The sequence below is a fragment of the Erwinia magellanica genome, from assembly GCF_039023495.1.
In the GTDB taxonomy this organism is placed as follows: Bacteria; Pseudomonadota; Gammaproteobacteria; order Enterobacterales; family Enterobacteriaceae; genus Erwinia.
This window is the reverse complement of the sequence record NZ_JBCHVC010000001.1, coordinates 1,433,551-1,447,318: the sequence shown is the minus strand read 5'-3', so window position 1 is coordinate 1,447,318 and position 13,768 is coordinate 1,433,551. Positions and strand designations below refer to the sequence as shown.

Here is a 13,768-nt window from a genome sequence, read left to right as displayed (position 1 = left end):
GAGATTGTTCATGAAAATCATCATGCTGGCTGTGGGGAGTTTTGCTTTTTGGGCGCTACAATCGGGCCATGCTGGCGCGGCGGAATGCCCGGCACAGGCTCAGCAGATTAATGACAGCAACAGCCTGGTGCTGCTGGGCGGCACGGCAAAGGGAAAAATCAAACAGGTGGTGGTGGGGGAGTTTGGCAAAGATGTAAACCAGCAGAAGCGCATTCTTGGGCAGTTTGATCGTTGCGGTGCGCTGCTGAGGGCCGACATCAGCTATGACAAAAACGAAGGCAATATGATGCTGCGGATGGTGCAGAGCGTCGCCCGCGTGACCACGGGCTGGCAGGCAGTGTATGACATGTCGGTGTTTGTGATCAAAGAAGGAAAGCCTGTTGAAGTGAACCGTAAGCAGGGAACTATTGATTATCTCATCAATAAAAAGGGCATCATCACCACTTCAACCGACGCTTTTTTGCTGAAGGGCGAAAAAGGCTTTACCGAAACCACCAACAGTTTTGATTCCCGCCTGCGGCTGGTGAAAAGCGTGGCGCGCGGATCGGATGTGCAGGCTAACGGCGAATATCGCTATCAGTGGAACAGTAAGGATCAGCTGCTGACTTCCAGCTCTGCTAACAGCAAAATGAGCTGGACTTATGATAAGCAGAATCGCGAGCAGCGTTTACTGACTGTTACCCATACCGACAACAGTGACCTGACCTCGGTTGATGAATGCCAGCTGTGGGACGATCAGGGCAACTGCACCTTAAGCTACTCAAAGGAGACGGAAGTTTTCAGCAAAGGTGAGATCACTCGCCATATCAGCGCCGCCTACAAGTTTGAGTACTGGGAGCGTTAACAGGCGCTAACCGTTTTAAGCAGGGGTGAAATGACGTTACCGTATCTCATCAGCTGAGAACAAGGGCGAACGGGGCTGACGCACTGAAAGTAAAAAGGGGCAGCCGGATCTTCCGGCTGCCCCCAGTTTTAAGACATCAGCTAAATCATTTCACCGTCTGGCTGAAGGCATCCACCGCCAGAATGGCGCTGGCGATATCCTCCGCGCTGAGGTTAGGGTTCAGGTTTTTCAACGTATCTCCTTCGCTGTTTGCCAGCGCACCCACTTTGACCAGGTTTTCCCAGCTTTCATTTTCCAGATGCAGCTCTTGTAAGGTGGTCGGCATCTTGATGGAGCGGTAAAAACGAATATAGCGGGCGATCTCATCATCGGGGCGCTGCTCCAGAACCATCTGAGTCAGTGTACCGTAGGCGACTTTCTCGCCGTGTGTCAGATGGTGAATATCGCCATCAATCGCTGTGAAGCCGTTATGAATGGCGTGCGCAGCGGCCAGCCCGGCATTTTCAAATCCCAGCCCTGATAACAGCGTGTTCGCTTCCACCACCGCTTCAACGGCTGGCGTGACAAGTTTTTTCTCAACAGCCTGATAAGCGCTGAAGCTGTAAGTAAGCAGCGTTTTTTCGCAGGCTTCAGCAATTGCCATTCCGGCTATGGTCGGGTCGCCATTGACCATCGATTTACTGTGCGAGCGTTTCACCGCCTGCGCTTCCACAAAGGTTGCCAGGCCATCGGCAATGCCGGAAGCGAACAGACGTACCGGTGCGCGGGCGCAAACCTGAGTATCTACCAGCACCAGATCGGGGTTTTTGCTGTAGAAGCGATAGGTTTCAAAGACGCCGGTATCGGAATAGATCACCGAAAGTGCGCTACAAGGCGCATCGGTCGAGGCGATGGTAGGCACAATCACTACCGGCTGTTTCAGCTCGTCGGCGACAGCTTTAACGGTATCCAGCGTTTTACCGCCACCCAGGCCAATCACCAGACTGGCGCCGCCCTCTCTGGCTAAACCGGCGAGACGGGTAATTTCGTTGCTGGAAGCTTCACCGTTAAACTGCTGGTAATGGAACGCAATATTTTTCTGCTTCAGCGAGGCTTCAACATCTTTGCCAATCAGCCCCCAGACAATTTCATCAGCCACAACAAAGGCGTTGTTACCCAGTTCTGCCACATACTCGCCCAGCTGGGCCATCACACCTGCACCCTGGACATATTTACGTGGTGACGAGAAGACAAACTTACTCATGTGGGACTCCTTTCAGTTAAATGAAACAGATGTCGTACTGCATTAAGAGTGGACCCTAAAACCAGAAAACGTTTGTTTAAATAAGGGATTTTGTAAAAAAGGCTCCAGTATTCAGATCGCAGGGTGAAGCACGGATTGAATATCTTCACAATGTCGTTAGAATGTAAATTTCATGTTACGGAGTCACCTGTGACCACTTCATTAATCACTTTTCTTTGCGCCATCATCGTGTTAACACTCACTCCGGGATTCGATACAGCGTTAATTCTGCGTACTTCCGCCGCGCATGGTTGGAAAAAAGCGTTAATGACTGAAATGGGTATTAATACGGGTTGCCTTGCATGGGGGGCCGCGGTAGGGCTGGGGCTGGGCGCACTGCTACTGGCTTCTGAAGTGGCTTATAACATTATCAAACTGGCAGGGGCAGCTTATCTGCTGTGGCTGGGCATTGGATTGTTGATTAAACCTCGTAGTCACTTTGAGGATAAGGTCAATGTTGCTCTGGAGAGAACCACCTATGCCCGCATGTTTACGCGGGGATTCATGGGTAATTTATTGAATCCAAAAGTGGGCGTGTTTTACGTTTCTTTCCTGCCGCAGTTTATTCCTGCGGGCAGTTCGGTTGCTCTGTGGAGCGTGGGACTGGCGTTTATTCACGTAATCGTAGGAACGCTGTGGAGCGGCATATTAATCGTCTCCACCCGCTATTTTGCCGAACAGCTACGCCGTCCAGCGGTGATGAAAGTCATGGATCGTTTGACTGGCTGCGTATTTATCGGCTTCGCAGCAAAGCTGGCGTTTTCACGCCGCTAAAATAAGTTCAAAGGTAGTGAGTGGTATAGGGATTTTGCAGCCTGGTCAGGGAGAGCCAGGCTTCAATACTGAACATAAGGAAAGGGCAAGTTGCCTGAGGGTGCAGTACTCCGGTCAGGGAGAGCGAGCTGAACACAAAGACGCCGTGAACCCATCCGTGGGGGCTGCGAAGCGGCGTCCATGCCGCTTAGCCTTTGCTTATCAGCCCGTTCTCCCTTCCCGTTAGCTTCGGCGTTGCCTGTTAGTATTAAGCTCCCTGCCAAAGCCAAAGCCAAAGCCAAAGCCAAAGCCAAAGCCAAAGCCAAAGCCAAAGCCAAAGCCAAAGCCAAAGCCAAAGCCAAAGCCAAAGCCAAAGCCAAAGCCAACAATTACACTTGGTTTTTGACTTGTATGACCACTAAACATACTGACAAAGCTGAACCTGAAGGGGGGCACCATAGAGCACGTTAGCCGAGTGTATGCCGCAGGGATGCGGCATACAGGTCTCCAGGGATGGATTCACGACGTCCCGGATAACGTGCTCTATGGTGACGCCATGCCACCGCACCCGGTTTTGACCTGTATAAGCACTAACCCCCCATATGTCTGATGCTATGGGGCACACTGTGAGTTTCGTTATAAGTTGTGCAGAAAAGTCATGTCGTCTGTGAGTTTAGCAATCCGGTCAGGGAGAACGGGCTGAACACAAAGACGCCGTGAACCCATCCGTGGGGGCTGCGAAGCGGCGTCCATGCCGCTTAGCTTTTGCTTATCAGCCCGTTCTCCCTTCCCACAAGCTTCTGTGTGGTCTTTAATAAACCCAAACACAAACCCAGTAATGAGTTTGATTTTGACCTGTGCGAGCACTGTACTCACCGGTAACACCGAACATTTTGGGTGGCGCCATAGAGCACGTTAGCCGAGTGTATGCCGCAGGGATGCGGCATCCAGGTCTCCAGGGATGGATTCACGATGTCCCGGATAACGTGCTCTATGGTGACGCCTTGCCACCGCATCCGGTTCTAACCTTCGTGCTACGTGGTAACGCCTTGCCACCCGCCCAGGTTTTGCCCCTTAATTACGGCTTACGCGCGACCAGCACCGCCCGCAGTGGGGCAGGATAGCCTTCAACGGTTTTGCCAGGGTCGTTGGGATCCAGGAACTCTGCCAGCGACTCGCTGGTCATCCAGTCGGTACGACGCTGCTCTTCCGTGCTGGTAATGGAGTAATCTGCGATGCGAACATCTTCAAACCCACACTTCTCCAGCCAGCTTTTAAGCGCACCGGTGGAAGGAATAAAATAGACGTTACGCATCTGTGCATAGCGCTCACCCGGCACCAGCACTTCCCGATCGCCACCCTCAATCACCAGCGTCTCCAGCACCAGCTCACCGCCGCTGACCAGCTGATTTTTCAACTGCAACAAGTGGTCGAGCGGAGAGCGGCGATGGTACAACACCCCCATCGAGAAGACGGTATCGAACGCCTTCAGCTCAGGCAACTGCTCAATGCCGAGCGGCAGAAGGTGAGCACGCTGATCGTTACCCAACAATTTCCGCACCGCCTCAAACTGGCAGAGGAAAAGCTGCATCGGGTCGATACCCACCACCAGATGCGCTCCGGCACCAATCATCCGCCACATGTGATAACCGCTGCCGCAGCCAACATCCAGTACCGTCCTGCCTGCCAGCGGAGAAATGTGCGGCAAAACCCGCTCCCATTTCCAGTCTGAACGCCATTCGGTATCGATGTTAACGCCATAAAGCGAATAGGGGCCTTTGCGCCACGGCATCAGATTGCGCAACAGCTTTTCAATGCCGCCACGCTGACGATCGGTCAGATTGGTGGCATCGGCGGTGACGCTGTGCAATAAATCCAGCGATTCAGGCGTTAACGCGGGAAGATACTCAACTGCCCGGTCCCAGTTTTTAAAGTGACCATGAAGCTGCTCGCGCTGCCAGGTCGCTATTTGCGCGGGCAGCGTCTCAAGCCAGTGGGAAAGGGGGCTTTTTGCAATAAGCTGGTAAAAATTACCGAAATCCATCAGAGCGAACCTGCTTTCAGGGCTATCAGTGAGCCAAAATTAAAACACTGGAACCACAGCTCAGCGTGCTCAAAACCCGCCCTACGCAGACGCGCCTTGTGCGTCTCCACGCTGTCAGTCAACATCACATTCTCCAGCATGCTGCGCTTCTGGCTGATCTCTAACTCGCTGTAGCCGTTTGCCCGCTTGAAATCGTGGTGCATGTTAAACAGCAGTTCACCCACGTCAGCATCGGCAAAACTGAATTTCTCAGAGAGCACCAGCGCGCCGCCCGGCAGCAACCCCTGCCAGATGGTGTTCAGCAACTGCTGACGCTCTTCCGGATCGAGAAATTGCAGCGTGAAGTTCAGTACAACCATTGAGGCATTTTCAATGGTGATATTGCGAATATCCGCCTCAATAACCTCAACCGGCGTATCGGCACGGAAGGCATCTATGTGGCGACGGCAACGCTCAACCATCGCCGGGGAGTTATCCACGGAGATGATCTTACAGCCGCCAACTTTAATATTGCGCCGCACGGAGAGCGTGGCGGCCCCTAATGAACAGCCAAGGTCATAAACCTGGGTATTGGGCTGCACAAAACGCTCTGCCAGCATGCCAATCATTGAAATGATATTGGAATAGCCCGGCACAGAGCGCTGGATCATATCGGGAAAAACTTCAGCAACGCGCTCGTCAAACGTCCAGTCACCCAGTTTGGCAATTGGCGCGGAGAACAACGTATCGCGGTTAGACATAGTGGTAAGTCCGGAAGAAAACGGAAAGGCAGTATTTTGGCAGAAAGCAGCGCAGGCTGCACCCTTTCTGCCAGAGTTGCTGAACGGACGAGGGAAAAAGCCTTCAGCCGGCGATCAGTGCAGAGTCAGAACCAGATCCCAGGGCAGATAGATCAGATTAAAGATAATCATTCCCAGCAGCGACAGCAGCGTGATAATCATTCCGTTTTTACGCCATAACTGCGTGCTGGTTCGCATACCATAGAAATGCAGAGCACGGCCCAGGAAGAAAAAAAGCCCGACCAGATGCAGCATCCAGATATCAGCACCGTTCATCTCCATCACCACCAGCAGCAACGCTGCCAGCGGAATATATTCTACCGCATTGCCGTGAATGCGGATGGCCATTTGCAGCTCATAAAAGCCGCCATCCCCGTGAGAAACGCGATAGAGGCGACGCAGGCGAACGACGTCGAGAGAAAACTTAATGATAAAAATGGCTCCAAGCACAACATACAGGGCGCTGACCATCCCAACTCCATTAGTACAGTAATACCAGGGCGCCATCATAACGAGCAAACAGCTGACTGTCAGTGCGTTAGCCCTACAGATAAAGAATATTCTCAGGTCCACCCTTAAAAAAGGGTCTCCTGCTGCGGCCAGTCCGGCGCTTCGCCCACCTGCGGAACGGCCTGTTGCAGGGCGCTCCAGAGATGCTGTACCAGAGCAGGCGCAAAGGCGATATCGGGCGTGTGAATAAACAGCCAGGGCTGGCCCTGTTCACACCACTGCGGCAGCTTTGTCAGCCAGGCCTGAAACCATTTCAGATTGGCATCGGCATCGTCACCGCCGATAAACCGGATCATTGGCTGGTCGGCCGTCATCACGGCATGCACGGGCAAATGCGGTTTTTTTCGCTGCGCTTCAATAATCGCTTCATTACTGGGCGTGGCGGAATGTACGCCACGAACATCCAAAATCACCCGGTTCACACCGCGCTGGTGCAGGCCACGATTCAGCGCCTGCTCCGCTTCCCCTTTGGTAAAGAAATCGGGATGGCGGACTTCTACCCCGTAGCTGAACTCACGGGGTAAACCATCAAGAAACGCCCAAAGCGCGGGTAGATCCGCCGGACCGAAGGTATGCGGAAGCTGAAGCCAGTACTGCCCCAGACGGTCTGCCAGCGGGGCCAGCAGAGTGAAAAATTCAGCCGTGAGATCGCCGCAGTTGCGCAGCGCGGTGTGATGGCTGATGGTGGCGGGAAATTTAAAGCAGAAACGAAAATCGTCATGCGTCATATCGCGCCAGCGTTGCACAATTTCCGGGCGCGGAAGCGCATAAAGTGTGGTGTTGCCTTCAACGCAGTTGAAGTGCTGCGCATAGTCAGCAAGCGTGGTCATGCCCAGTTTTTTCCACTGAGGATGCTGCCACTGCGGTAAGCCAAGATAAAAAGGCATCCAGCGTTTCCTGTTAAGTTCACTGGCCTGAAAGGTAGCAAATTGCGGGGGGAGTGCAACCCGGCAGGGGAACCGCCGGGCTGAAAAGGCTTACAGGGCGGAGATAACCTCAGCAGACTGGCGAACACGGCCCAGACGCGGGAAAATGTGACTGAAGCTGCCGTTATGCTCTTCGGTGCTACCCGCGCTGCAAATATCTTCCACAACCACCAGATTGAAGCCCAGCTCCCAGGCGTTGCGCGCTGTAGATTCCACGCCAATATTGGTAGAGATGCCGCCCAGAACGATGGTATCAATGCCGCGACGACGCAGCTGTAATTCCAGGTCTGTGCCATAGAAAGCGCCCCACTGGTGCTTGATCACCTCGATATCGCTCTCTTGCTTGCCCAGCGCCTGCGGGTATACCCACCAGTTTTCGGGTAAGGGGCCGCTGTGGCTGGCATCCACTTCCTGCTTAGGCGCATCGCCAAAATCTTTTGCCCAGCCTACCCGAACCAGCACCACAGGCGCCTTTACGGCGCGAAACTTTTCGGCCAGCAGCGCGGCGCGTTCCACCACATCGGAGGCTGTATTCGGGCCGCCAGCAAAAGGCAGAATCCCCTCCTGCAAATCAATTAATACCAACGCCGTTTTGGCAGCATTTAATTCCAACATACTCTCTCCGGGGAAAAGGGGGGAAAGTGTGATATTACGAAGGACGAAGTGCGACAACAATCCAGGATTGGGGTGTAATTTGTTAACTTTTGTGAGAAGTGGGCGAATTGTGAGGAAATTTGCCGCTAAACCAGGTGCCAGATGCGGTTACAACACTTATCGCGCCGGGCTTTTTCCATTATAATGGCCGCCTTTTTTCGCGGCAGCATACAGAGAGATCGTGCTGCGCGTGACGGCGAAGTTTAAAGGATATCGTTATGCGTACTGAGTATTGCGGACAGATCAACCTGTCTCACGTAGGCCAACAAGTGACACTGTGTGGTTGGGTCAACCGCCGCCGCGACCTGGGTAGCCTGATCTTTATTGATATGCGTGACCGTGAAGGTATCGTGCAGGTCTTTTTCGATCCGGACCGTCAGGATGCCTTTAAGCTGGCCTCTGAACTGCGTAACGAATTTTGCATTCAGCTCACCGGCACCGTGCGTGCGCGTGACGACAAAAATAAAAACAGCGATATGGCCACCGGTGAAGTGGAAATTTTCGCCACCGATTTGACCATTATCAACCGCTCCGAGCCACTGCCGCTGGATTCCAACCAGGTCAACAGCGAGGAAGCGCGTCTGAAGTACCGCTATCTCGACCTGCGTCGTCCCGATATGGCGCAGCGCCTGAAAACGCGCGCCAGGATCACCAGCCTGGTTCGCCGCTTTATGGACGATAATGGCTTCCTGGACATTGAAACGCCGATGCTGACCAAAGCCACGCCGGAAGGGGCGCGTGACTATCTGGTGCCAAGCCGCGTGCACAAAGGCAAATTCTATGCGCTGCCGCAGTCTCCTCAGCTCTTTAAACAGCTGCTGATGATGTCCGGCTTCGACCGTTACTATCAGATCGTTAAATGTTTCCGTGACGAAGACCTGCGTGCGGATCGTCAGCCTGAATTTACCCAGATCGACGTGGAAACCTCCTTTATGACCGCCCCTCAGGTGCGTGAAATCATGGAGAAGCTGGCTCGCGAGCTGTGGCAGGAGGTGAAGGGCGTCGATCTCGGCGACTTCCCAACCATGACGTTTGCAGAGGCGATGCGCCGTTACGGCTCTGACAAACCAGACCTGCGTAACCCGATGGAGCTGGTGGACGTTGCAGACCTGCTGAAAGATGTTGAGTTCAAGGTCTTCTCTGGTCCCGCCAACGATGCCAAAGGCCGCGTTGCCGCGCTGCGCGTGCCGGGTGGTGCTCAGCTCAGCCGTAAACAGATTGATGAGTACGGCAAATTCGTTGAGATTTACGGCGCCAAAGGGCTGGCGTGGATGAAGGTCAACGAGCGTGCGAAAGGTCTGGAAGGCGTGACCAGTCCGGTCGCCAAGTTCCTGACGGCAGAGATTGTGGAAGCGATCCTGACCCGCACCAATGCCGCCGATGGCGACAGCATCTTCTTCGGCGCGGACAATGCCAAAGTGGTAGCGGATGCGCTGGGTGCACTGCGCCTGAAGCTGGGACGGGATCTGGATATCACTAACGGCAACGCGTGGGCGCCGCTGTGGGTGGTGGACTTCCCGATGTTTGAAGAGGATGGTGAAGGCGGCCTGACCGCTATGCACCACCCGTTCACCGCACCAAAAGATATGACGCCAGAGCAGCTGAACTCTGCGCCGGAAACGGCGATTGCCAATGCTTACGATATGGTGATCAACGGTTACGAAGTGGGCGGCGGTTCCGTGCGTATTCACAATGGTCAGATGCAGCAGACGGTATTTGGCATTCTGGGCATCACCGAACAGGAGCAGCGTGAGAAGTTTGGCTTCCTGCTGGACGCGCTGAAGTTTGGCACGCCTCCGCACGCGGGCCTTGCCTTTGGCCTGGATCGTCTGGTGATGCTGCTGACCGGCACCGATAACATCCGTGATGTTATCGCGTTCCCGAAAACCACGGCGGCTGCCTGCCTGATGACCGAAGCGCCAAACTTTGCTAACCCAACTTCACTGAGCGAGTTGGGCATTGAAGTCATGCAAAAGTACCGGGCCGACGCGCAGTCTGAGAGCGAGTAATGGCTTTCAAGCATCCCGTTTCGGTGCTGGTGGTGATTTACGCCCGCGATACCGGGCGGGTGCTGATGCTCCAGCGCCGGGACGACCCCAGCTTCTGGCAGTCGGTCACCGGCAGCCAGGAGCCTGGCGAAACGCTGGCAGAGACCGCGGTGCGGGAAGTCCGCGAAGAACTGGGAATTGACGTCAACGCCAGGCAGCTCACAGTAGTGGACTGCCAGCGTCAGATACAATTCGAGATCTTTGCCCACTTCCGCCATCGCTATGCGCCGGACGTCACGCACAACAGCGAGCACTGGTTCAGCCTGACGCTGCCCTCGGAGTGGGAGATGACGCTTAGCGAGCATCTTGCGTTGCAATGGCTGCCGCCGGTTGATGCGGCCAGGCTCACCAAGTCCTGGAGTAATCGCCAGGCAATTGAAGAATTTGTTATTTAGTCTTTTCTGGAGAATTGAATTTATGGCAGGCCACAGTAAATGGGCTAACACCAAACACCGTAAAGCGGCACAGGATGCCAAACGCGGTAAGATCTTCACCAAAATTATCCGCGAGCTGGTCACAGCAGCCAAGCTGGGCGGCGGGGATGCGGCTTCCAACCCACGTCTGCGTGCGGCAATGGATAAAGCGCTCTCTAACAACATGACGCGCGACACCATGAACCGTGCGATTGCACGTGGCGTGGGCGGTGATGATGACAGCAACATGGAAACCATCATCTATGAAGGCTACGGCCCGGGCGGCACGGCTGTAATGGTGGAGTGCCTGAGTGATAACCGTAACCGTACCGTTTCTGAAGTGCGTCATGCTTTCACCAAAACCGGCGGTAATCTGGGTACGGATGGCTCCGTAGCCTACCTGTTTACCCGTAAAGGTGTGGTGACTTTCGCACCAGGCCTGAACGAGGATGAGGTGATGGACGCGGCGCTGGAAGCTGGCGCAGATGATATCGTGACCTATGACGACGGCACCATTGACGTTTTCACTGCCTGGGAATCTCTGGGTCAGGTGAAGGATGCGCTGGAAGCGGCTGGCCTGAAGGCAGAATCTGCTGAAGTCACCATGATCCCTTCCACCAAAGCTGATATGGATGAAGAGACCGCGCCTAAGCTGCTGCGTCTGATCGATATGCTGGAAGATTGCGATGACGTGCAGGAAGTCTACCATAACGGTGAGATCTCCGACGAGGTGGCGGCAACCCTGTAATGGCGTTGTCTCCTCAATATCTGCTGGCCGGTGAGGCGTAATGGCGATCATATTAGGTATCGATCCTGGTTCACGCATCACCGGCTACGGCGTTATTCGTCAGGTTGGCCGCCAGCTGACCTATCTTGGCAGCGGCTGTATCCGCACTAACGTGACCGATCTTCCCACCCGGCTGAAGCTGATTTACGCTGGCGTCAGCGAAATCATTACCCAGTTTCAGCCGGAGTTTTTCGCCATTGAGCAAGTCTTTATGGCGAAGAATGCAGATTCGGCATTAAAACTGGGGCAGGCGAGGGGCGCGGCCATTGTCGCAGCGGTAAACCAGGATCTGCCGGTTTTTGAATATGCGGCGCGTCAGGTAAAACAAACCGTGGTGGGCATCGGCAGCGCAGAAAAAAGCCAGGTGCAGCACATGGTGCGAACCCTGCTGAAACTCTCTGCTAACCCGCAGGCGGATGCGGCCGATGCGCTGGCCATTGCCATCACGCATTGCCACGTCAGCCAGAATGCCAACCGCATGGGGGAAGGGCAGTTAAACCTTGCGCGGGGTCGTCTGCGCTCCTGACAAGCTGGATATTCATCCAGCTTTTTTTATGGTATAAATCCCCCCTCTACTTTTTGTGAAGGAAGCGAATGTGATTGGTCGTCTTAGAGGCATTATTCTTGAGAAACAGCCGCCGCTGGTGTTACTGGAAGCTAACGGCGTAGGCTACGAAGTGCATATGCCGATGACCTGTTTTTATGAGCTTCCTGACCTGAATCATGAAGCTATTATCTTCACCCAGTTTGTGGTGCGTGAAGATGCGCAGCTGCTGTTTGGTTTTAACAGCAAGCAGGAACGTGCGCTGTTTCGTGAGCTGATTAAAGTCAACGGCGTGGGGCCTAAGCTGGCGCTGGCGATTCTTTCCGGCATGTCTGCCCAGCAGTTTGTCACCGCCGTTGAGCGTGAAGAGATCGCTTCCCTGGTGAAGCTGCCCGGCGTTGGCAAGAAAACGGCTGAACGTCTGGTGGTCGAAATGAAGGATCGCTTCAAAGGCATGCACGGCGACCTGTTTGCGGTTGATACGCCGTTCGCCCTGACCAGTGAAGTGCAGTCTGGTGAGGCAGGAAATGATGCGGAAAGCGAAGCCGTTGCTGCCCTCGTCTCGCTGGGATATAAACCTCAGGAAGCCAGCCGGATGATCAGCAAAGTGGGTCGCCCGGATGCCGACTGTGAAACGCTGATCCGCGAAGCGCTCCGCGCCGCCATTTGAGGTAAGCATGATAGAAGCCGATCGCCTGGTCTCACCAGGCACCATCACGGAAGAAGAGGTCATTGACCGCGCCATTCGCCCTAAGCTTCTGACGGAGTATGTCGGTCAGCCGGTGGTGCGGGAGCAGATGGAGATCTTCATTGAGGCGGCTAAAATGCGCGGAGATGCTCTCGACCATCTGCTGATTTTCGGCCCGCCTGGGCTGGGGAAAACCACGCTCGCTAATATTGTGGCAAACGAGATGGGCGTCAATCTGCGTACCACTTCGGGTCCGGTCCTTGAGAAAGCGGGCGACCTGGCAGCAATGCTGACCAACCTTGAGCCGCACGATGTGCTGTTTATCGATGAGATCCATCGTCTGTCACCGGTGGTGGAAGAGGTGCTCTATCCGGCAATGGAAGATTATCAGCTGGATATCATGATTGGTGAAGGCCCCGCCGCCCGCTCCATTAAACTCGATCTGCCGCCTTTTACGTTGATTGGCGCAACTACCCGCGCCGGCTCGCTGACGTCGCCCCTGCGTGACCGTTTCGGCATCGTGCAGCGTCTGGAGTTTTATCGGGTGGAAGATTTGCAGCATATCGTTTCGCGCAGCGCCGCCTGTCTGGGGTTGCCGTTGAGCGAAGAGGGCGCGCTGGAAATTGCTCGTCGCGCTCGCGGTACGCCGCGTATTGCTAACCGTCTGCTGCGCCGCGTGCGTGACTTCTCTGAAGTGAAAGCCGCCGGGAGCCTGAGTGGCGAGGTCGCCTCGCGGGCGCTGGATATGCTCAGCGTCGACACCGAAGGCTTTGACTACATGGACCGTAAGCTGCTGCTGGCTATCATCGACAAGTTCACCGGCGGGCCGGTAGGGCTGGATAACCTGGCAGCGGCTATTGGTGAAGAGCGGGAAACCATTGAAGACGTGCTGGAACCTTATCTTATTCAGCAGGGCTTTATTCAGCGCACGCCGCGTGGCCGCATGGCAACTAACCACGCTTACAAACACTTTGGCATCGCGCGCGAAGAGTAGCCGTGGCCTGATACCAGCCTGCTGGCAACGCCAGTAGTGAAGTTAAGAAAGTTACGCTCAGGCTATCTGAAACACACTGACTGGCAAGGCCAGTAGTGAAGTTAAGGGAGTTACGCTCAGGCTTTCTGAAACACGCTAACCGGCAACGTCGATAGTGAAGCGAAGAGATTACGCTCAGGCTTTCTGAAACATACCTACTGGCAATGCCAACAGTGAAGTTAAGGGAGTTATGCGCAGACTCTCTGAAACACACTAACCGGCAACGCCAGTAGTGAAGTTAAGGGAGTTATGCGCAGACTCTCTGAAACACACTAACCGGCAACGCCAACAGTGAAGCTAAGGGAGTTACGCTCAGGCTTTCTGAAACATACTGACTGGCAACGCCAATAGTGAAGCGAAGAGATTACGCTCAGGCTTTCTGAAACACGCTAACCGGCAACGCCGATAGTGAAGCGAAGGGAACGCGGGCTGTGAATAAAGCGTCTCGCGCCATGGACGGCGC

Annotated in this window: 15 protein-coding genes; 8 read left to right on the top strand and 7 right to left on the bottom strand. The window is 54.5% G+C overall.

The annotated features are described in order from the left end of the window. Window positions 1-10 precede the first annotated feature (10 nt). A complete protein-coding gene (locus tag AAH450_RS06610) occupies window positions 11-844 on the top strand; it encodes a hypothetical protein (protein ID WP_342909465.1) in 834 nt (277 codons plus the stop codon). Between the two features lie 145 nt (window positions 845-989). On the opposite strand, the gene AAH450_RS06605 is transcribed toward AAH450_RS06610, so the two are convergent. Further along, a complete protein-coding gene (locus AAH450_RS06605) occupies window positions 990-2,087 on the bottom strand; it encodes a glycerol dehydrogenase (RefSeq protein WP_342909464.1) in 1,098 nt (365 codons plus the stop codon). A 189-nt stretch (window positions 2,088-2,276) separates the two neighbouring features. Here AAH450_RS06605 and AAH450_RS06600 point away from each other — a divergent pair, with 189 nt between their 5' ends. After that, window positions 2,277-2,900 (top strand): LysE family translocator, encoded by a 624-nt coding sequence (locus AAH450_RS06600; protein ID WP_342909463.1) that lies wholly within the window; start codon window positions 2,277-2,279, stop codon window positions 2,898-2,900. A 222-nt stretch (window positions 2,901-3,122) separates the two neighbouring features. On the opposite strand, the gene AAH450_RS06595 is transcribed toward AAH450_RS06600, so the two are convergent. The 6 genes from AAH450_RS06595 to AAH450_RS06570 form a co-directional block, all read right to left on the bottom strand. Next, window positions 3,123-3,305: a hypothetical protein gene (locus tag AAH450_RS06595; RefSeq protein ID WP_342909462.1), complete on the bottom strand. Its 183-nt coding sequence runs from the start codon at window positions 3,303-3,305 to the stop codon at window positions 3,123-3,125. Between the two features lie 652 nt (window positions 3,306-3,957). Next, a complete protein-coding gene (cmoB, locus tag AAH450_RS06590) occupies window positions 3,958-4,926 on the bottom strand; it encodes a tRNA 5-methoxyuridine(34)/uridine 5-oxyacetic acid(34) synthase CmoB (protein ID WP_342909588.1) in 969 nt (322 codons plus the stop codon). Next, on the bottom strand, window positions 4,923-5,663 hold the full coding sequence (gene cmoA, locus AAH450_RS06585) for a carboxy-S-adenosyl-L-methionine synthase CmoA (RefSeq protein ID WP_342909461.1): 741 nt from the start codon (window positions 5,661-5,663) through the stop codon (window positions 4,923-4,925). Before cmoA ends, cmoB begins: the two co-directional genes overlap by 4 nt. 114 nt (window positions 5,664-5,777) lie before the next feature. Continuing rightward, entirely contained in the window at window positions 5,778-6,173 is a 396-nt protein-coding gene (locus tag AAH450_RS06580; RefSeq protein WP_342909460.1) for an MAPEG family protein, read from the bottom strand. Window positions 6,174-6,277: 104 nt separating this feature from the next. Beyond that, window positions 6,278-7,099, bottom strand: coding sequence for a DUF72 domain-containing protein (locus AAH450_RS06575; protein ID WP_342909459.1), 822 nt, complete (start codon window positions 7,097-7,099; stop codon window positions 6,278-6,280). 90 nt (window positions 7,100-7,189) lie between these two features. Further along, window positions 7,190-7,753 carry a hydrolase gene (locus AAH450_RS06570; RefSeq protein ID WP_342909458.1) on the bottom strand — a complete coding sequence of 188 codons (564 nt, stop codon included), beginning with the start codon at window positions 7,751-7,753 and terminating at the stop codon, window positions 7,190-7,192. 257 nt (window positions 7,754-8,010) lie between these two features. Here AAH450_RS06570 and aspS point away from each other — a divergent pair, with 257 nt between their 5' ends. The 6 genes from aspS to ruvB all read left to right on the top strand — a co-directional run bounded on the left by aspS (window position 8,011) and on the right by ruvB (window position 13,266). Then, window positions 8,011-9,801, top strand: a complete 1,791-nt coding sequence (gene aspS / locus AAH450_RS06565; RefSeq protein ID WP_342909457.1) for an aspartate--tRNA ligase — start codon at window positions 8,011-8,013, stop codon at window positions 9,799-9,801. Next, entirely contained in the window at window positions 9,801-10,235 is a 435-nt protein-coding gene (nudB, locus tag AAH450_RS06560) for a dihydroneopterin triphosphate diphosphatase (protein ID WP_342909456.1), read from the top strand. The genes aspS and nudB overlap by 1 nt, the downstream gene beginning before the upstream one ends. 22 nt (window positions 10,236-10,257) lie before the next feature. Further along, complete coding sequence (locus tag AAH450_RS06555) at window positions 10,258-11,001, top strand: YebC/PmpR family DNA-binding transcriptional regulator (protein WP_342909455.1); 744 nt, start codon at window positions 10,258-10,260, stop codon at window positions 10,999-11,001. Window positions 11,002-11,041: 40 nt separating this feature from the next. After that, window positions 11,042-11,566 (top strand): crossover junction endodeoxyribonuclease RuvC, encoded by a 525-nt coding sequence (ruvC, locus tag AAH450_RS06550; protein WP_342909454.1) that lies wholly within the window; start codon window positions 11,042-11,044, stop codon window positions 11,564-11,566. Between the two features lie 70 nt (window positions 11,567-11,636). Then, window positions 11,637-12,254: a Holliday junction branch migration protein RuvA gene (gene ruvA / locus AAH450_RS06545; protein ID WP_342909453.1), complete on the top strand. Its 618-nt coding sequence runs from the start codon at window positions 11,637-11,639 to the stop codon at window positions 12,252-12,254. Window positions 12,255-12,261: 7 nt separating this feature from the next. After that, on the top strand, window positions 12,262-13,266 hold the full coding sequence (gene ruvB, locus AAH450_RS06540) for a Holliday junction branch migration DNA helicase RuvB (RefSeq protein WP_306205866.1): 1,005 nt from the start codon (window positions 12,262-12,264) through the stop codon (window positions 13,264-13,266). Window positions 13,267-13,768 lie beyond the last annotated feature (502 nt).

Bases quoted from the DNA above. Each gene is read 5' to 3' on its own strand.
- ruvC (WP_342909454.1), top strand. From the start codon at position 11,042: ATGGCGATCATATTAGGTATCGATCCTGGTTCACGCATCACCGGCTAC.
- AAH450_RS06575 (WP_342909459.1), bottom strand. From the start codon at position 7,099: ATGCCTTTTTATCTTGGCTTACCGCAGTGGCAGCATCCTCAGTGGAAA.
- AAH450_RS06570 (WP_342909458.1), bottom strand. From the start codon at position 7,753: ATGTTGGAATTAAATGCTGCCAAAACGGCGTTGGTATTAATTGATTTG.
- nudB (WP_342909456.1), top strand. From the start codon at position 9,801: ATGGCTTTCAAGCATCCCGTTTCGGTGCTGGTGGTGATTTACGCCCGC.
- AAH450_RS06580 (WP_342909460.1), bottom strand. From the start codon at position 6,173: ATGGTCAGCGCCCTGTATGTTGTGCTTGGAGCCATTTTTATCATTAAG.
- cmoA (WP_342909461.1), bottom strand. From the start codon at position 5,663: ATGTCTAACCGCGATACGTTGTTCTCCGCGCCAATTGCCAAACTGGGT.
- aspS (WP_342909457.1), top strand. From the start codon at position 8,011: ATGCGTACTGAGTATTGCGGACAGATCAACCTGTCTCACGTAGGCCAA.
- AAH450_RS06610 (WP_342909465.1), top strand. From the start codon at position 11: ATGAAAATCATCATGCTGGCTGTGGGGAGTTTTGCTTTTTGGGCGCTA.
- AAH450_RS06555 (WP_342909455.1), top strand. From the start codon at position 10,258: ATGGCAGGCCACAGTAAATGGGCTAACACCAAACACCGTAAAGCGGCA.
- AAH450_RS06595 (WP_342909462.1), bottom strand. From the start codon at position 3,305: ATGTTTAGTGGTCATACAAGTCAAAAACCAAGTGTAATTGTTGGCTTT.
- ruvB (WP_306205866.1), top strand. From the start codon at position 12,262: ATGATAGAAGCCGATCGCCTGGTCTCACCAGGCACCATCACGGAAGAA.
- AAH450_RS06605 (WP_342909464.1), bottom strand. From the start codon at position 2,087: ATGAGTAAGTTTGTCTTCTCGTCACCACGTAAATATGTCCAGGGTGCA.